Source organism: Kitasatospora arboriphila (assembly GCF_039528095.1).
Classification (GTDB): Bacteria; Actinomycetota; Actinomycetes; order Streptomycetales; family Streptomycetaceae; genus Kitasatospora; species Kitasatospora arboriphila.
Genome location: NZ_BAAALD010000018.1, coordinates 59,721 through 77,810, shown reverse-complemented (window position 1 = coordinate 77,810; position 18,090 = coordinate 59,721). Strand labels below are relative to the sequence as shown.

15 protein-coding genes and 1 pseudogene are annotated in these 18,090 nt (G+C 72.1%); 6 read left to right on the top strand and 10 right to left on the bottom strand.

What is annotated here, in order from left to right; translation table 11 throughout:
* Positions 1–118: 118 nt before the first annotated feature.
* Both ABD353_RS12525 and ABD353_RS12520 read left to right on the top strand, forming a co-directional pair.
* Entirely contained in the window at positions 119–373 is a 255-nt protein-coding gene (locus ABD353_RS12525; RefSeq protein ID WP_344623615.1) for a hypothetical protein, read from the top strand.
* 13 nt (positions 374–386) lie between these two features.
* Positions 387–1,511, top strand: coding sequence for an SPFH domain-containing protein (locus ABD353_RS12520; protein WP_344623614.1), 1,125 nt, complete (start codon positions 387–389; stop codon positions 1,509–1,511).
* 273 nt (positions 1,512–1,784) lie between these two features.
* Here ABD353_RS12520 and dnaE read toward each other — a convergent pair whose 3' ends face one another.
* A complete protein-coding gene (gene dnaE / locus ABD353_RS12510; RefSeq protein WP_344623613.1) occupies positions 1,785–5,339 on the bottom strand; it encodes a DNA polymerase III subunit alpha in 3,555 nt (1,184 codons plus the stop codon).
* A gap of 233 nt (positions 5,340–5,572) precedes the next feature.
* Here dnaE and ABD353_RS12505 point away from each other — a divergent pair, with 233 nt between their 5' ends.
* Entirely contained in the window at positions 5,573–6,586 is a 1,014-nt protein-coding gene (locus ABD353_RS12505) for an MFS transporter (protein ID WP_344623612.1), read from the top strand.
* A 108-nt stretch (positions 6,587–6,694) separates the two neighbouring features.
* On the opposite strand, the gene ABD353_RS12500 is transcribed toward ABD353_RS12505, so the two are convergent.
* The 5 genes from ABD353_RS12500 to ABD353_RS12480 all read right to left on the bottom strand — a co-directional run bounded on the left by ABD353_RS12500 (position 6,695) and on the right by ABD353_RS12480 (position 12,230).
* Positions 6,695–7,237 carry a thioredoxin family protein gene (locus ABD353_RS12500; protein WP_344623611.1) on the bottom strand — a complete coding sequence of 181 codons (543 nt, stop codon included), beginning with the start codon at positions 7,235–7,237 and terminating at the stop codon, positions 6,695–6,697.
* 201 nt (positions 7,238–7,438) lie between these two features.
* A complete protein-coding gene (locus tag ABD353_RS12495; RefSeq protein WP_344623610.1) occupies positions 7,439–9,865 on the bottom strand; it encodes a SpoIIE family protein phosphatase in 2,427 nt (808 codons plus the stop codon).
* Between the two features lie 225 nt (positions 9,866–10,090).
* Complete coding sequence (locus ABD353_RS12490) at positions 10,091–10,585, bottom strand: universal stress protein (RefSeq protein WP_344623609.1); 495 nt, start codon at positions 10,583–10,585, stop codon at positions 10,091–10,093.
* A gap of 191 nt (positions 10,586–10,776) precedes the next feature.
* Positions 10,777–11,205 carry a hypothetical protein gene (locus ABD353_RS12485; RefSeq protein ID WP_344623608.1) on the bottom strand — a complete coding sequence of 143 codons (429 nt, stop codon included), beginning with the start codon at positions 11,203–11,205 and terminating at the stop codon, positions 10,777–10,779.
* A gap of 77 nt (positions 11,206–11,282) precedes the next feature.
* Positions 11,283–12,230, bottom strand: a complete 948-nt coding sequence (locus ABD353_RS12480) for an alpha/beta hydrolase family protein (protein WP_344623607.1) — start codon at positions 12,228–12,230, stop codon at positions 11,283–11,285.
* Between the two features lie 175 nt (positions 12,231–12,405).
* Between ABD353_RS12480 and ABD353_RS12475 the strand changes: the two genes are divergently transcribed.
* A complete protein-coding gene (locus ABD353_RS12475) occupies positions 12,406–13,029 on the top strand; it encodes a TetR/AcrR family transcriptional regulator (RefSeq protein WP_344623606.1) in 624 nt (207 codons plus the stop codon).
* Positions 13,030–13,165: 136 nt separating this feature from the next.
* Here ABD353_RS12475 and ABD353_RS12470 read toward each other — a convergent pair whose 3' ends face one another.
* Genes ABD353_RS12470 through ABD353_RS12455 form a run of 4 tightly spaced genes read right to left on the bottom strand, consistent with a single transcriptional unit; the run spans position 13,166 to position 17,649 of the window.
* A complete protein-coding gene (locus tag ABD353_RS12470; protein WP_344623605.1) occupies positions 13,166–14,182 on the bottom strand; it encodes a 3-oxoacyl-ACP synthase III family protein in 1,017 nt (338 codons plus the stop codon).
* Positions 14,179–14,868: an SRPBCC family protein gene (locus ABD353_RS12465; protein WP_344623604.1), complete on the bottom strand. Its 690-nt coding sequence runs from the start codon at positions 14,866–14,868 to the stop codon at positions 14,179–14,181. The genes ABD353_RS12470 and ABD353_RS12465 overlap by 4 nt, the downstream gene beginning before the upstream one ends.
* Positions 14,840–16,633 carry a thiamine pyrophosphate-binding protein gene (locus tag ABD353_RS12460; protein WP_344623603.1) on the bottom strand — a complete coding sequence of 598 codons (1,794 nt, stop codon included), beginning with the start codon at positions 16,631–16,633 and terminating at the stop codon, positions 14,840–14,842. Before ABD353_RS12460 ends, ABD353_RS12465 begins: the two co-directional genes overlap by 29 nt.
* Entirely contained in the window at positions 16,630–17,649 is a 1,020-nt protein-coding gene (locus ABD353_RS12455) for a GlxA family transcriptional regulator (RefSeq protein ID WP_344623602.1), read from the bottom strand. The genes ABD353_RS12460 and ABD353_RS12455 overlap by 4 nt, the downstream gene beginning before the upstream one ends.
* A 112-nt stretch (positions 17,650–17,761) precedes the next feature.
* Between ABD353_RS12455 and ABD353_RS40400 the strand changes: the two genes are divergently transcribed.
* Complete coding sequence (locus ABD353_RS40400; RefSeq protein WP_425555146.1) at positions 17,762–17,935, top strand: AraC family transcriptional regulator; 174 nt, start codon at positions 17,762–17,764, stop codon at positions 17,933–17,935.
* Positions 17,936–18,079, top strand: a pseudogene (locus ABD353_RS40395) (helix-turn-helix domain-containing protein); the annotation flags it as partial.
* Between the last annotated feature and the right edge of the window lie 11 nt (positions 18,080–18,090).

The window sequence follows — 18,090 nt, the reverse complement described above, 5'->3', positions numbered from 1 at the left end:
GACACCTTGGAGTCGGCTGATCCAGTGCGGCGACCCGGCCGCGCGCCTGCCCGCTGCGGTCGGCCGGTGCTGCCAGGATGGTGGCGCGACGTTCGACAGGTGAAAGGGGCGGCCGCCGATGGTGTCGGACGAGGCCGTGATCGGTTGCCCCGGCACGCTGGTGATCGGGACCCGGGGAGCCGCCGGCCCGGGTGAGGTCCTGGTGAGGATCAGGGGCGGTTCGGAGACCTTCCTGGCCTGGTCCGAGGAGCCTCTGCCCAAGGGAACACCGGTTCTGGTGATCGAATCGCGCGGTACTCGCCAGGTCGACGTCATGGAGTGGACCGACCCCGTCGGCGACCCGGGGTCCGACCTCCCCGACGGACCTCGCTGAGGAGGCAACCAGGATGTTCGGTTATCGCGTTCCCGCCCCCGACCAGGCGATGCTGATCTCCGGTGGAAGACGGGGCCTTGCCGGCGCGCCGTTCCGCGTGGTGACCGGGCACGGGGCGTTCGTCCTGCAGATCTTCCGCAAGGTCCGCTTCCTGACCCTGGCGATGTGCGAGGCGGAGGTTGCCGAAACCTGCGTCACCAAGCAGGGCATCGCGCTGACGGCGCGGGCGGTGATCGCCTTCAAGGTCGGCAACGACACCGAGAGCATCGTCAACGCCGGCCAGCGCTTCCTCTCCGACCAGGACCAGATGTCCGTGCTGACCGGCCGGATCTTCGCCGGGCACCTGCGCGCCATCATCGGCTCGATGACGGTCGAGGAAATCGTCACCGAGCGGCAGAAACTCGCGACCGAGGTGCTCGACACCTCGAAGGCCGAGATGGCGAAGATCGGCCTGATCGTCGACTCGCTCCAGATCCAGTCGATCGACGACGGTGACACCGGCTACATCGCCGCGATGTCGGCCCCGCACCGGGCCGCCATCCAGCGCCAGGCCCAGATCGCCCAGGCACAGGCCACCCAGGCCGCGGCGGAGGCGGAGCAGCAGTCCGCCCGGAAGCAGGCCGAGTACGCCCGGGAGACGGCCGTCGTGAAGGCGCAGTACACCGCCGAGGTGGATCGGGCCCAGGCCCAGGCAGCCCAGGCCGGCCCGCTGGCGCAGGCGCACGCGCAGCAGGAGGTGCTGACGGCGCAGACCGAATTGGCCCAGCGCGCGGCCGAGCTGCGCCAGCAGCAGCTGGTCGCCGAGGTCGTGAAGCCGGCCGAGGCGGAGGCCGAGCGGATCAGGGTCCTGGCACTGGCCGAGGCGGAGCGGATGAAGATCCAGGCCGAGGCGGCGGCCTCGCACGACCGGGTGGCGCTGGACCGGATGCTGATCGACCAGCTGCCGCAGATCGTCAAGGAGGCGGCCGGTGGGCTCGCGGGCGCCAATGTCAACGTTCTCAACGGCGCCGACGGCTTGGGCGAGATCGCCGCAGGCTTGGTCGGCCAGGGCCTGACGATCCTGGACTCGGTCCGCGGGGGCCTGGGCACACCGCAGGGCCGCGCCGAACAGGACGGTGAGCCGGCCGGCCTCGAGTGAGGGGAACGCCGCCCGTCGCGAGGGGCAAGAGCCGGCTGTCAGGGCGTTCGACGGGCCGAGGGGCACCACCAGCGCTTCGGCCTCGTCCACGTCGACTTCGAGACGCAGAAGCGCACCCCGAAGGCGTGCTACGCCTGGCACCTGGGACCTGATCGCGCCCCACCGGGCCCGGTGCCCTTCGGCAGTGGTTCACCGGTGGCCCGACCGGGCCGAGGGCTGCCCGCTGCGCGGTGGCAACCGGAACAGCCCCGGCCCGTACCGGAGATCCCCTCGTCAGACCGTTCCCATCCAGGCATGGGTGCCCAGGAGGGTCTTGACGTCGGAGGCCAGTCCGTTCTCGGCGTTCACCCGGTAGCCGAGCTCGTACAGGGTGTTCTTGTCCCAGTTGGTGGTGAGCAGTCGGACGGGGACGTCGCCGGGGTGCGCCTGCAGCGCCCGCTTGAGTTCGGCGACCAGCTCCGGGGTGATCTTTCCGACCGGCACGGTGATCTGGACGGGTGGCTTGGTGCCGAGTTCGGCCGAGGAGATGTCGAGCGTGGTGATCTCCTGACCGAAGACGCTCAGCGCGCCGTCCCGTTCGTTGAGCCGGCCGCGGATCGAGATCACGTTGTCCTCGACCATCTGGGCGGACATCAGCTGGTAGGCGGCGGGGAAGAACAGCACCTCGACGGAGCCGTCGCGGTCGGCCAGGGTGATGATCGCCCAGGCGTTGCCGGCCTTGTTGATCCGCCGGTCGACGGCGGTGACCAGGCCGGAGAGCCTGACCTCGCCCTCGGTGCGGCCGGAGCCGAGCAGTTCGGCGATGGAGACGTCGCGGTTCTTGGAGAGTACGTGCTCGGCGCCGTCCAGCGGGTGACTGGAGACGTACAGGCCGAGCATCTCCCTTTCCAGGCTGAGCAGTTGCTTGCGCGGCCATTCGCGGTCGGGGAGGTCGAAGTCGAGGCCGATCGCCGGGGTGCCCGTCCCGGTGTCGAGGGCGCCGAAGAGGTCGTCCTGGCCGATGGCCTGCTGCTTCTTCACCCCGGTGACGGCGTCGATCGCGTTCTCGTGCACGGCGTTCAGGGAGAGCCGGGTGTGCCCGAGGGAGTCGAACGCGCCGGCCTTGATCAGCGAGTCGACGGTGCGCTTGTTGCACACCACCAGCTCCACCTTGTCCAGGAAGTCGGCGAAGGAGGTGTACTTGCCCTTCTCCTGCCGGGTCCGCACCAGCGACTCGATCACCGGGACGCCGACGTTGCGCACCGCCTTGAGGCCGAAGCGGACGTCGCTGCCGACGGCGGTGAAGTCGACGACGGACTCGTTGACGTCCGGGGAGAGGATCTTGATGCCCATCTGGCGGCACTCGGCCAGGTAGACCGCCATCTTGTCCTTGTCGTCCGCCACCGAGGTGAGCAGCGCGGCCATGTACTCGGCCGGGTAGTTGGCCTTCAGGTAGGCGGTCTGGTACGAGACCAGGCCGTACGCGGCGGAGTGCGACTTGTTGAAGGCGTAGCCGGCGAACGGGACCAGCACGTCCCAGACGGCCTGGATCGCCTCGTCCGAGTATCCGTGCTCGCGGCAGCCGGCCTGGAAGGGGATGAACTCCTTCTCCAGCACCTCCTTCTTCTTCTTGCCCATCGCGCGGCGGAGCAGGTCGGCCTGGCCGAGGCTGTAGCCGGCCAGGACCTGGGCGGCTCGCTGGACCTGCTCCTGGTAGACGATCAGGCCGTAGGTGGGGCCGAGGACTTCCTTGAGCGGCTCCTCGAGCTGGGGGTGGATCGGGACGATCTCCTGCTGGCCGTTCTTGCGCAGCGCGTAGTTGGTGTGGGAGTTCATGCCCATCGGGCCGGGCCGGTACAGCGCGGACACGGCGGAGATGTCGGCGAACTCGGTGGGCTTCATCAGGCGGAGCAGGGCACGCATGGGGCCGCCGTCAAGCTGGAACACACCCAGGGTGTCGCCCCTGGCCAGGAGTTGGTAGGTGGTGGGGTCGTCGATCGGGATCTTCTCGATGTCGACGTCGGCGCCCCGGTTGGCCTTGATGATCTTGATGCAGTGGTCGATGATGCCCAGGTTCCGCAGACCCAGGAAGTCCATCTTGATCAGGCCCATGGCTTCGCACGACGGGTAGTCGAAGCCGGTGATGATGGTGCCGTCCTTGTCCCGCATGTGCAGCGGGATCAGTTCGAGCAACGGGGTCGAGGAGAGGATCACCGCGGCGGCGTGCACGCCGGTGCCGCGGATCAGGCCCTCGATGCCCCGGCCGGTGTCGATGATCTTCTTGACGTCCGGCTCGTTCGCGTAGAGCGCCCGGATCTCGGTGCCCTCGTTGTAGCGCGGGTGGCTCTCGTCGAAGAGGTCCGCCAGCGGGACGCCCTTGCCCATCACGTCCGGCGGCATCGCCTTGGTGATCCGGTCGCCCATCGAGAAGGGGTAGCCGAGGATGCGGTTGGCGTCCTTGACGGCGGCCTTGGCCTTGATCGTGCCGAAGGTGTTGACCTGCGCGGTGTACGCGGAGCCGTACTTCTCGGTGACGTACCGCACCATCTGGTCGCGCTGGCGGTCGTCGAAGTCGATGTCGACGTCCGGGGGGTTGATGCGCTCGGGGTTGAGGAACCGCTCGAACAGCAGGTCGTGTTCCAGCGGGTCCAGCTGGGTGATCCCGGTCAGGTAGGCCACCATCGAACCGGCCGCCGAGCCGCGGCCCGGGCCGACCGGGATGCCGTTGTCCCGGCCGTACTGGCAGATGTCCGCGACCACGAGGAAGTACGCGTCGAAGCCCATCGGGGTGATGACGCCCATCTCCAGCTCGATCCGGTCCAGCACCTCCTGGCTCGGGTCGTCGCCGTAGCGGTGCTTCAGGCCGGCGGCGATCTTCTGGCGCAGGTAGGAGGCCTGGGTCTCGCCCTCGGGCACGTCGAACTGAGGCATCCGGTCGACGTAGGTGAACACCTCCTCGTACGACTCGATCCGCTCGGCGACGGCCAGCGTGTTGTCGCAGGCCTCCGGCAGCTCGCGGAAGAGCTCGCGCATCTCCTCCGAGGTCTTCACGTAGTAGCCGGTGCCCTGGAACTTGAAGCGGTTCGGGTCGTCCTTGTTCTTGCCCACGCCGACGCACAGCAGGCTGTCGTGGGCATCGGCCTGGTCGGCGGTCACGTAGTGGGAGTCGTTGGTGGCCAGCAGCGGGATGTTCAGCTGCTTGGCCAGGCGCAGCAGGTCGGCCCGGACGTCCCGCTCGATGGACAGGTCGTGGTCCATCAGCTCCAGGAAGTAGTTCTCCTTCCCGAAGATGTCCTGGTACGCGGCGGCGGCCTTGACCGCCTCCTCGTACTGGCCGAGCCGCAGCCGGGTCTGCACCTCGCCGGACGGGCAGCCGGTGGTGGCGATGATGCCGCCGGCGTTGGCGGCGATCAGCTCACGGTCCATCCGGGGCTTCATGTAGTAGCCCTCCATGGACGCGAGCGAGGAGAGCCTGAAGAGGTTCCGCAGGCCGGTCGCGTTCTGCGCCCACATGGTCATGTGGGTGTAGCGGCCGCCGCCGGAGACGTCCTTGCCGCCCTCGCCGTCCGCGCCGGTCGGGCGCTGGCCGCCGGGCGACCAGAACACCTGCTTCTTCTCGAAGCGCGAGCCGGGCGCCACGTACGCCTCGATGCCGATGATCGGCTTCACCGGGCTCTTGGCGGCGGCGTGGAAGAACTCGTACGCGCCGAACATGTTGCCGTGGTCGCTCATCGCGATGGCGGGCATGCCCTGTCTCTCCGCCTCCGCGAACAGCTTGCCGTTCTTCGCCGCACCGTCCAGCATCGAGTACTCGGTGTGCACGTGCAGGTGAACGAAGCCGGCAGACACGTGATGGCGCTCCTTGCTGATCGGGTCGGGGGAGGTGCACCACCCTAGCCATCGATGGAGATCGACTCGCCGTGAAGCACGCGCCACGACGATTCCTTGACGCGCCTGCCACGCCGCCCGGGCCCGGGTCGACGGGTTCTTGACGCCCGGGTCCGGCGACGGCGGCGGGCCGGGCTTCGCGCCGCGCCCGGGCGGACCGGTCACCGCGGCGGCCACCAGGAACAGCATCCGCAGTGGTACTTGCGGTGGCCTGCTGGCCGACCGCCGCCAATCTCCACTACGCGCAGCCGCTGCTCGAGCCCGTCGCCCGCTCCTTCGGCGTCGGTCAGGGCGCGGCCGCGACCGTGGTGACACTGACCCAGGCCGGGTACGCCCTGGGCCTGCTCTTCGTGGTACCGCTGGGCGGCGCACCTGGCCCCACCGGCCAGCGCGGCAGGGTCGTCGGCCGGGTGATGAGCGGTCTGCTGACCGGCATCCTGCCGGCCCGGACGGTGGCGAGCCTGGGCGCGGACCTGTTCGGCCGGCGCGCGAACTACGTGATCTCCGCAGTCCTGATGCTCGCCCTCGGCGTCGTCCTGCGCCGGCTGCTGCCCCGGCGGGCACCCGACCACACGGCCGGCTACGTCGCACTGCTGGCCGGCCTGGGCGGGCTGGTGCGGCGCGAGCCCGTGCTGCGTCGCCGTGCGGTGTGCCAGGCGACGATGTGCGGGGCGTTCACCACGTTCTGGACGGCCATCGCCTACGAGCTGATCGAGGAACACCACTTCGGCCAGGTGCAGATCGTCCTGTTCGCCCTGGTCGGCGCCGGCGGTGCGGCAGCCGCACCGGTCGCCGGCCGGATCGCCGACCGTGGACACGGCCGTAGCGCCGTCGGCGCCGCCCTGCTGCTCGCTCCGGGCGCCTCCGTGCTCGCCGCGCTCGGACACGGCAGCGTGCTGCTGCTCGCCCTCGCCGCGGTGCTGCTGGACTTCGCCGTGCAGTGCCATCAGGTGCTGAGCCAGCACGAGATCTACGCCCTGCGCGGCGAAGCCCGCGCCCGGATCAACACCATCTTCATGACCACCGTCTTCGCGGGCGGCGCCGTCTCCTCCGCCGTCGCCGGCGCACTGCACACCACCCACGGGTGGACGAGTGTCTGCGCCTTCGGAACAGCGCTGCCGCTCGCAGGCCTGATGGTGTGGGCGCACGGCCAGTGGACGGCACGCACCCGGGCATCGGCGGACGCCGTGCCGCGGCCGAGGCCGTGACCACCGCGCACAGGGCACGACCAGAGGTGGTCGGCCCCGCCGAGGGGCGTCATCCGGATCCGGTCGGCGAGGCTGCCAAGCGTCAACGCCCGGCCCGGCGGTCGTCCGTCAGGCCCACTTGATGGAGCAGCCCATGCTCGGCCGGTGCGGTTCCGGGACGGTCCGGCCGGCAAGCACCAGGTCGACGGCGTGCCGCAGCAGGTTCCCGGTGACCGGTTTCCCGTTGCCGGGCGTCGAGTCGTCCATCGCGCCCCGGTAGGCCAGCTCGCGGTTGGCGTCGTAGAGGAAGAAGTCCGGTGTGCAGGCGGCCTGGTACGCCCGGCCGACGGACTGGTCGAGGTCGACGAGGTACGGGAAGGCCCACCCCGTGCGTGTGACCTGGGCGTGCAGCCCGTCGGTGCCGTCGGCGGGTGCGACGGCCGGGCTGTTGGTGCAGATCCCGACGACCGCGAGGTCCGGGAACTCGCCGACCAACTCGCCGAAAGCCTGCTCGACGTGCCGTACGTACGGGCAGTGGTTGCACAGGAAGGCCACCAGCAGGGCGGGTGCGGCGGCGAAGTCGTCCCGTGCGACGACCCGGCCGTCGATCGCGGGCAGCGAGAAGTCCGGCGCCGGTGTCCCGAGTGGGACCAGGGTGGAGACGGCGGCCATCTGACTCACTTCCTCTGATCGACTGCGGTGGCCGTGCGCATGCCACCATGGTCGTCCGACGGGGCCGGCGATTGCCAATCCACCGATGGGGGAGTGCCCGAGGAGCATGTCTCCCTCAGCCGTGTTCGCCTGGTCGGCGATGGTCACCGAGCCCGACCGCACTCGATTCCCGACCGGCGTCCGGAGGTGCTGCGGTCCTGGCTACGGCAGCGGCAGCTCGGTCCACACGGTCTTGCCGTCCCGGGCGTAGCGCGTACCCCAGCGTTCCGTGAGCTGGGCGACCAGGAAGAGACCGCGGCCGCCCTCGTCGGTCATGCGGGCACGGCGGAGGTGGGGTGAGGTGCTGCTGCCGTCCGAGACCTCGCAGATCAGGAAGCGGTCGCGGATCAGTCGCAGGATCACCGGTGCCCCGCCGTAGCGGTAGGCGTTGGTGACCAGCTCGCTGACGGCCAGTGTGGCGGTGAAGGCCAGCTCGTCGAGCCCCCACTCGGCCAGTGTGGAGGTGGTCAGCTCGCGGGCCAGGCCGGCCGCGGTGGGGTCCGCGGGAAGTTCCCAGGAGGCCACGTTCTCTGCCGCCAGCACCCGGGTCCGGGCGATGAGCAGCGCGACGTCGTCGTGGGAGGGCTTCGGAAGCAGCGCGCCCTGCACCGCCGTGCAGGTCTCCTCGAGCGACCGGGCGGGCCGGCACAGCGCCTCGCGCAGCCGCTGCAGCCCGATGTCGAGATCGCGGTCCCGCGTCTCGATGAGCCCGTCGGTGAACAACGCGAGCAGACTGCCTTCCGCGAGCTGCAGTTCGGCAGCCTCGAAGGGCAGCCCGCCCAGGCCCAGCGGAGGCCCGGGGGGCAGGTCCAGGAGGCTGAAGCGGCCGTCCGGAGTCACCACCGCGGGCGGTACGTGGCCGGCCCGCGCCAGCGTGCACTGCCCGGCGGCGGGGTCGTACACCGCGTAGAGGCAGGTGGCGCCGACGATCTGCCGGCCCGGTGGACCTCCGTCGGCCGCCTCCTGCTCATCGGCCAGACGGCTCACCAGATCGTCCAGATGGGAGAGCACCTCGTCCGGCGCGAGGTCCAGGTTGGCCAGGGCGTGGACGGCGGAGCGCAGTCGGCCCATGGTGGCCGCGGCGTGCAGGCCGTGGCCGACGACGTCGCCCACGACCAGGGCGACGCGGGCGCCGGAGAGGGGGATCACGTCGAACCAGTCGCCGCCGATGCCCGAGCTCGGATCGGCCGGCAGATAGCGGTGGGCGACCTCGACGGCGCGGTGCTCGGCCAGTGCGTGCGGCAGCAGACTGCGCTGCAGGGTCAGCGCCGCCTGGTGCTGCTGGGTGAAGCGGCGCGCGTTGTCGATGCAGACGGCGGCGCGGGCCGCGAGCTCTTCGGCGAGCGTGAGATCGTCCTGCTCGAACGGTTCGGGCCGTCCGGCCCGCCACAGGCTGACGATGCCCAGCAGCAGACCGCGGGCGGTCAGCGGGACCACGAGCAGCGAGTGGGCGCCCAGGGCGACGGCGCGCCTGGAGCGCTCCGGGTCCTGGAAGTACCAGCCCGGGCTGGACTCCAGCTCGAACTCGAGCACCGGCGCCTGCCCGATGAGGCACTTGGCCTGGGGCGTTCGGGGATCGAAGGAGAAGACCTCGCCGACCGGATACATCACATCGAGCGCGGCCTGCTCGACCGCCCGGACCGCCGCTCTGCGCATCGGCCCGGATGCCGTCCGAACAGGTTCCTCGCCGCGGATCACCGGCTCCAGGAGGTCCACGGCGACGGCGTCGGCCAGATCGGGGACCACGACGTCGACCAGCTCCCGGGCGGTCTGCGCCACGTCCAGGGTGGTGCCGATCCGGGCACTCGCCCGGTTGAGCAGCGCCAGCCGGCGCCGGGACCGATAACGATCGGTGACGTCCTCCACCGTCTGGGTGACCCCGAGGACCTGGCCCGAAGGGTCCTGCATCCGGAAGGCCGAGATCGCCACCATGCGCTCACGGTCGGGATCCCGCCGTACCCGGCAGGGCTGCTCGGTGAAGATCAGCGGCTCGCCCGTCTCCAGGACCTGCCGCAGCAGTGCATCGATCGTCTCCACGTCGGGACCGATCAGGAAGTCACCCATCAGGCGGCCGTGGTGCTCTTCGACCGGGACTTCGCTGAACCGGGCGATCGCCCTGTTGACCCGCAGGATGCTCAGGTCGGGGGCATGTACCGCCAGACCGATCGGGGAGCGCCGGAAGAGGCCGTCCAGGACGGACCGGTCCGTCTCCCACTGGACCACCTCCTGGGCCGGCGCCATGACCAGGAACCACTCGCAGCGCAGGTCGACCCGGGTCACGGCACGGGCCCGGAAGCCCAGCTCCACCCTGTGGCCGCCACGGTGCAGCACCGGCAGCACCCCGTACCAGCCGTGCTCGCGCTCACACTCCGCGATCGCGTCCAGCACCGTGTCCCGATCGGCGGGGTGGACCAGGAACTCGGCGGCCGCGCGACCGAGCGCCTCGCCGGCCCGGTGGCCGAGCAGGGCCTCGGCCCGTTCGCTCCAGCCGACGACCGTGCCGCGGTCGTCCAGGACAGCCCATGCCGAACGGGCCACCGCGAAGGGGTCCTCTGGAGCCTCGCCGAACGCGGGCACCGGTGCGTCCATATCGCCAGTATCACCGAGGGCGGATCACCCGACGTGCCGAGACCGGCAGCGCCGCGAACCGGTCCGGGCCGGACCGCCGGGCGGCCGGGGGCGCCACCCGCGGCGGACGTGACGGCCGCGACGGGACGTGCCGGACGCGGTGGGTCCGGCCCCGGCGGTCAGTCGGCCCGCGGGGCCTGCTCGGGGTGGTAGGCGGTGAGCAGCAGGGGTCTCGGGCGGCGGTGCTCAGGAGGGTGCGGTGTCGTGTTCCGCCGGGACGACGACGACCGGGAGGCGGGCGTGGTGGACGACCTCGGTGCTGGTCGATCCGAGGGCGAGTCGTCCCCAGGCCCCCGATCCCCGGGAGCCGACCACCAGCAGGCCGGCGTCCTTGCTCGCTTCGAGGAGGACCTGCGCCGGGCGGCCGGGTTCGCAGACGATCTCCACGTCCACGAACGGTTCGCCGAGCTGTTCCTGCAGTTCTCGGACGGAGTCGGCCACGGCCTGCATGACGAGATCGCGCTGCTGGGGGACGGGCTGGCTGTCGGGGCCGGAGGAGACCGTCCATGCGAAGCCGGACTGCCGGGCGGGGGCGTACTCGTACGCGCAGACGGCTCGCAGGCCGGCGGCGCGCAGCCGGGCCTCGCGGAGCGCGAAGGTCACGGCATGCCGGGCCTGGGGCGAACCGTCCGTGCCAACCACGATCGGGCCGGCCGTGGGGCGGGCGGCAGGATCGGTCATGGGTGACCTCCAAGGACTCGGTGCGCGGCGTTGCGTGCGGCCGGCGCGGCCGGTAGGGGCACGGGTCCGGTCGGCCGTCCGTCGCGGGGTGCACTTCTCAGCCTGCCCCGGTCACTCCTGGGGCACCATCGCAGGCCGTGAGTCGTGTCCGGTCGGGCACGACCGGCGACCGACCGGTCGGCGGGGACCCGCTACGGCGCGACCGAATCCGGGGCCGCCCAGCGGAGCGAGTGCCAGGAGAGCACGGCGAGGGCCGTCGCCGCGGGCAACTCGGCGCTGTAGGCGAGGACTTGGGCGAGCAGGTAGTCGTGGCCGTGGTGCGCCGACCAGATGTCGAAGTAGGCGTCCATCGCCAGCAGGACGGCGGTGGCGGCGGCCAGCGGGCTGGTCGCCCGGTGGCGGCGGCGCACCATTGCGGCGAGCAGCAGCAGCGCCGCCACCTCCATGACGTCCAGCCAGACCCAGGAGTTGGCGAGGTTGCGCGCGCCGAAGCGGCGGACGGACAGGGCCAGCACCACGATCCACGGCACCAGCAGGGCCGCGGCCGTCCGCAGCCCGATCGGCAGCCATCGCCGGACGTCCGCCTCGCGGACCGTCGGCAGTCGTCCTGTTCCCGTCACGCGCCGATCGTATCGGCCGGCGGGCCGCGCGCGGGGCCGGGGACACCGCGCGGGGTCCACCGTGCGGCCCCGGCGGGCTACTTGGCCTCGACTCGTCCGATCGGGTCGGGGTCGGTCGCCAGCGCCTCGCACGCGGTCTGCCAGGCCGTGTCGCCGGGGTGGAGCCGGCTGCGGAGGTAGGCGGCGGTGAGCTGCGCGAGGGCGGCGACCCGCGCGGGGTTCTCGTCGGTGGTCTCGGCGGCGTCGTATCCGGCGATCCCGCCGAGTCCGTGCTCCGCCCCGAACAGGGTGAGCAGGGACTTGGGGCCGGGGGCGAGGGTGTAGGGGTCGGCGTGCCAGTCCGGGCCCATGTCGGTGAAGTGCCGGGAGTCGTCCTCGTCTCCCGCGACGACCAGGGCGGGGGCGGTCATGGTGGAGAAGTCGACGGCGCCGACGATCGGCCACTGCTCGGCCATGGGCCCGTTGAAGGCGTCGCCGCCCCTGCCGGGTGCGGCGAGCAGGACGCCCGCCTTGATCCGCGGCTCGGCCAGGTGCACCACCTTCCCGGTGTCCGGGTCGGTGAGTCCGGCGCCCAGCAGGAGGGCGGCGGTGAAGCCGCCGAGCGAGTGCCCGGCGAGGGCGATCTTGGTGTGGTCGATCCGTCCCGCGAGCTGCGGCACGGTGCGCTCGATCGCGTCGAGCCGGTCGAGGACGTGGCCCATGTCCTCGGCGCGGGAGCGCCAGAAGTCCGGCGCGCCGGGGGCGTCGGCGACCAGGTGGCTCAGCGTGCGGGAGGTGAGGTGGGTGGGCTGGACGACGACGAAGCCCCGGGCGGCCCAGGCGTGGGCGAGCGGGGCGTAGCCGTTCAGCGAGGAGAGGTTGTTCGAGGGGCCGTGCCCGTGGGAGAGCAGGACGACGGGGAGGCCGGTTCCGGAGGCGGGGGCGGAGACGCGTACCTCGAGGTCCACGGGGCGTCCGGGAACGGGCAGGACCACCGGGCTGTACGACAGGACGGGGGCGGGGGCGGTGCGGGTGGATGCGTGCATGGCGGGCGGGTCTCCCTACTGCGGTGGGTGCCGCGGCCGACCGGAACGGGCGGCGGCGGGCACGGGTGATGGCCGGCTGCGCCCGCTTCGGCTAGCCTGAAGCGGAACGCTGTCCCGTTTACTATCCGGAACATCGTTCCGTTTTGTCAACGGGTATCGGAGGGAGCGGAGAGTCGTGTCCAGCGAGAGCCCCACGGGAGGGGCGCCGGCCAGGAGCAAGCGGGCCGACGCGCTGCGCAACCAACAGGCGCTGCTCGCGGCCGCCGCCGAGGTGTTCGTGGCCTCCGGCGTCGACGCGCCGATCCGCCGGATCGCGGAAAGGGCGGGGGTGGGGACGGGAACGATCTACCGGCACTTCCCGACCCGCGCCGATCTCGTCACGGCCGTCTACCGCCACCAGATCGAGGAGTGCGCGGAGGCCGGCCCGGAGCTGCTGGCCGGTACCGGCTCCCCGTTCGCCGCCCTGCGGCAGTGGATCGACCTCTTCGTCGACTTCCTGGTCACCAAGCACGGACTGGCCGACGCGATGCAGTCCGACAGCAGCGGCTTCGCCGCCCTGCACGGCCAGTTCCTCGACCGCCTGCTACCGGTCTGCGGGCAGCTGCTCGACGCCGCGGCCGAGGCGGGCGAGATCCGGGCGGGCATCCGGCCCTACGAACTGATGCGCGGCATCGGCAACCTGTGCATCGGGGGCGGAGACCCGCAGTACGACCCCCGGCGGCTGATCGGCCTGCTCCTGGACGGCCTGCTCCTGGACGGACCGCTCCTGGACGGACCGCGGCGCCGCCGGCCGGAGTGACGCCGACGGCGACCGCTCGCCGGACGCCGGCGGGTGCGCACGGGGCACCGGGCGGGCGGGGCGGCGGGTCGGGTCGCCGCCGAACGCCACCGTGCGATGTCGTCGGCGGTCGGGCCCCGGTTCGGCGAGCGGGCGCTCACCCGCCCCCGGCGCCCCAGCGGACGGCTGCCGCACCCGCGTAGTCGCCGGCGTGCGCGAAGCCGCCCAGCACCACCAGGTCGCCGTCCTTCACCCGACCGGACCGCCGCGCCCGGTCCAGGGTGACGGGGATGGCGGCGCCGAAGAGGTTGCCGCACCGGTCGAAGGTGTCGGGATGCCGGTCGGGCGGAAGTCCCAGCGAACGCCGCCAGTTCTCCAGGAATGCACGGTTGGGCTGGTTGGTGACCAGCACGTCGATCTCCGCGGTGGGGACGCCGATCCGCGCGCAGACCTCGGAGACCAGGTCGGGCACCAGCCGGTTGCCGCGTTCGAGGACGGTACCGACGCTCTCCTCGGTGAAGCCGATCCGCAGCTGGGACCGCCCCGGTTCCCAGTAGCGCCGGCCGTCCTCCAGGACGGCCGTCATGTCCCCACCGTGGGCGCCGATGTGGCGGCCGACCACGGCCAGCACCGGCGAGGCCGCCGACGTGGTGAGGTAGCCGACGCCGCAGCCGTCCCCGGGGATCGCGGCCTGGGCGAGCCGTCGCACCTCGGACTGGGTGAAGAGCTGCCCGGCGGCGGTCTGCGCGTTGCAGATCAGCGCCGTCCTCGCCTCGGTGGTGCGGAGGATCTGCCCGGCCAGCTCCAGCATGTGGACGAAGGAGGCGCAGCCCGCGTTGGCCACGTCGATCAGCCAGGACGGGTTCAGACCGAGCCGGCGCGCGACCTCGGTGCCGGCCCCGACGAACGGGCTGTCCGGCAGCTGGCTGTGCACCAGCAGGACGTCCACCGCCCGGATCTCGGCCCGGCCGTGGCGCTCGATCAGCGGCTGGACGGCCTGCTCCACCAGGTCCACGTTGCTCTCCCCGGTCACGTGGTGCCGCAGCGCCGGGACGCGGAACATCGGGCTGTCCCTGAGCCTGTCCTCCGCCCCCGGGTGGTCGGTGTAGTACGAGGCGGGAACCGGCTCCCCGGGCAGGTGGCCGGAGACGTCGGTGAGGCTGACGGTCTTCACTTCGACCCCGGATCGGCAGCGGCGACCGCCGAACGCGGCGGCACGCTCACCGGCAGGGAGTTGTGGGAGCGGTGCTCCAGGATCGCCTTGAGGTTGGACATCTCCACCGTGTGCCCCGCGTAGAAGAGGTCCCAGTACGCGCCCACCCAGGCCCGGTCCGGGCCCGGGGCGAGCTCGGGGCGCGGGTTGGCGTCGTAGTACGGGTGCCGGCAGTTGGTCCAGGTGATGACGGAACCGGGCCGCCCCAGCACCGGTTCGGCGGGCACGACCCGCATCAGGTAGATCATCCAGAGCTGCTCGCCCTGGTCCCAGGCGCAGTGGAAGTCCACCGTCCGGGCCTCGGCGTTGGACTCCACCCGGCAGTAGATCCTGGTCCCGGCCTCCAGCAGGTCGTCCCCGACCCACAGGCCGGGGGTGCCGGCGGGCTCGAAGTTCCGCAGGCTGAACGTCCACTCCTCCAGGTGGTGCCCCTGACGCAGGTAGGCGTACGCGTCGTCCGGCGGGCAGTCGACGTACTCGTGGATCGTGCAGTACTGCCCGTAGACCTCCTGGTGCGGATGGGCCGGGCGGGTCAGTTCCGCACAGCGGGCCGCCAGGACGGCCGGTGCGGTGTTCTCCACCGTGGTCAGACAGGGCACGCCGGTCGGGCCGGACAGCTCAGCCGGTGTGGACGGTGTAGCGGTCATGAGCGCTCTCCTCGTGGTCGGCCGGCACAGGGCCGGCTGCGGTCAGGAAGGGAAGGAACGGGGGGATCTCCGCGGGGTCGACGTCCACGGCCACCAGGAGCGGACCGCTCGTCGTGTTGCCGCGCAGCAGCGCCTGTCGCAGCTGCGGTCCGGTGGCGGCCCGGTGCACGGCCAGGGTGGGGAACATGCCTGCCACACCAGCGGCGATGTCCGAGGGGAGGAAGAGGTTGGCCGGGTTCGGGGCACCCAGGAAGAGCTGCTCGCGGGTGGCACACATGGCGTGGGCGTTGTTGTTGAGGATCACGAAGGTGACGGGAGCGCCGTACTCGAGCGCGGTGTGCACCTCCATGCCGTGCATGAAGAACGCTCCGTCCCCGGCGAGCACGTAGCTGCGCTGCCCGGTGGCGAGTGCCGCCCCGATGCCGGCGCCGAAGGCGTAACCCATGCCGCCCATGCCGACGGCCACCACGAACCGCCCCCGCCGGGTCGCCCGGAGCCGGTGGATCGCGCTGGCTCCGGTGTTCCCGGCGTCCACGAAGACGTGGGCGTCCGGCGGAAGGGCGTCCGCCACCGCGGCCACCGCCGCGGTGTGGGAGAGACCTCCGGCACCGGGAGGCGGGGGCGCCAGCGGAACCGGACCGGCGTGCCCGGGGGCGGGACGGACGCCGGCGGCGAGCCGGGAGGCCAGTTGCCGCAGGGTGTCACGCAGACCGCCGGAGAGATGGAGTCCGGGGACGGACGGGACGAACGGCGGCTCGGGATCGACGCAGATCACGGGGGTCTCGGCCAGGGCCGACTCCAGCCCGCCGCGGGCCAGCACCGGCAGGCGGGTGCCGACGAGCAGACAGAGCTCGGCCCGCCGCAGACAGTCCAGGACGTTCGGATGCCCCATCACCCCGGCCACGCCCGCGAAGTGCTGGTCGTCGTTGTCGAACACGTCCCTGGCGTCCGGGGTGACCGCCACCCAGGCGCCCAACCTCGCCGTCAGGTCGGCGAGTTCCTGCTTCGCCCCGGCCGCGGCGACGCCCTCGCCGGCGATCACCAGCACCCGGGTGGCGGCGCGCAGCCGCTCCGTCGCGCGGTCCAGCCGCACGGCCGGGGTGCGCGGTTCGGGTATCGGGGTGGGCGGTGCCGCCCCGCGGGGTGTCAGGGTGGCCTGCTGGACGTCCTTGGGCAGCAGGAGCACCGCGGGCCCGCGCGGGTGCGAGCGGGCCGCGGCCATCGCCTCGGCGAGCAGCCGCGGCAGTGCGTGCGGGTCCTCGACCCGGGCGCAGAAGCGGCTGACCGGCGCGAACAGTCGGTGGGCGTCGAGCGATCCGGCCCGTCCGCTGGTGTCCTGGAAGGCGCCGAGCCCGTCCAGAGCGGTGGATGGCTGCCCGACGAGCGCCAGCACCGGGACGCGTGAGGCGTACGCCTCCGCCAGGCCCGGGAGCAGGTTCATCGCGCCGCCGCCGGAGGTGGCTGCGACGACGCCGAGCCGCCCGGTGGTGCGGGCGTACCCGTCGGCCATCGTGACGGCCGAGAACTCGTGCTTTGCGACGACGGTGCGCGGGCGGCCCCCGAGGAGGTGCAGGGCGTCGTACAGGTCCTCGATGTTCGCGCCGCCGATGCCGAACACCTGCCGGACTCCGTCCTCGGCCAGAGCGGCCGCCAGATGGTCCACGACGCGGACCCCGGCGGTCGCGCCTGCGGTCTCCCCGGGCGGGGTCGCCCGGATGCCGGTGGGGCCCGTCGGCGGGGTCGTCTCCCGGATGTCGGTGGTCACGGGGTGGCACTCCTGTCTGCCGGGCCGGTACCGAGGACCAGACCGGCCGGCGCGAGGGCCTGGAACCGCCGGCGGTACTCGTTCGGAGTGAGCTCCAGCGTCCGGCCGAAGGAACGGAAGAAGGTTTCGGCGGAGGCGAATCCGCAACGGCGGGCGATCTGGCCGACCGGTAGTTCGGTGGACTCCAGCAGTTTCCGGGCCCGGGCGATGCGCATCTGCTCGATGTACTGGCCAGGCGGAGTGCCGACCTCGCGCCGGAACACCCGGGCGAAGTTGCGTACGCTCATGTTGGCGCGCTGGGCCACCTCGGGTACGGGCAGCGGCTGTTCGAGGTTCTCCAGGATCCACTCCTGCGCGGCCCGGATCGGCGGACGGTCGGCCAGCTGGGCCTCCAGGATCGTGCTGAACTGCGACTGGCCGCCGTTCCGTTTGAAGAACAGCACCAGGAAACGGGCCACCTCCAGCGCGAAGGAGGCACCGTGATCGGCCTCGACCAGGGCGAGGGCCAGGTCGATCCCGCTGGCCACGCCGGCCGAGGTCGCGTAGGTGCCGTCCCAGACGAAGATCGGATCCGGGTCGACGGCCACCTCCGGGTAGCGTCGGGCCAGCTCGTCGCAGAACGCCCAGTGGGTGGTGGCCCTCCGGCCGTTGAGCAGACCCGCCTCGGCAAGCAGGAAGGCGCCACCGCAGACGGACACCACCCGTCGCGAGCGCCCGGCCGCCCGCCCGATCCAGGACACCAGCTCCCGGTCGGCCAGTGCCTCGGGGAGGCTCCAGCCGCCCGGCACGACCAGCGTGTCGATCGGGCCCTCGCCCGTCCCGAGCGGCTCGGCCTCGATCACGATGCCCGTGCTGGTCCGCACCCGCGGCGCACGGGGCGAGACGATCTCGATCCGGTACTCGCCCTCCTCTCCGGGACGCCGCCGGTTGGCGGTGTCGAACACCTCGATCGGGCCCGTGATGTCGAGGGCCTGGGCACCCGGGTAGACCACCACAACAACTCGTCGCTGGGACACCGTTACAGCCTGTGTCCGGCCGGGGAGTGGCGGCAATGACGGCTTACTGACGAATCCGGCCACGGGAGTTGGACATGTCCACGGCGAACAGTGCGAATGACGCAGCGTCACGATGCTGTGTGAGGCGTGTCATAGTGCCGGCGCGCGCGTCCGGGTCCTGGCCCGGGCGCGCGAGCACCTCGACCGGCCGCTGCCGGTGAACGAACTGGCGGAACGCGCGCTGACGAGCCGCAGGTCCTTCGCCCGGCGCTTCACCGCGGCGACCGGAAGCACCCCGCACCCCTGACTGCTGAACCAACGCCTCGCCCGTGCCGAGGAACTGCTGGAGACCACCGGGCTACCGGTGGGGGAGGTCGCCCGCAGAGTCGGCTACGGCAGTGCGACGGTCCCTCGCGAGCAGTTCGTCCGCCGCCGCGGCGTCCCGCCGAGCGCCTACCGCCG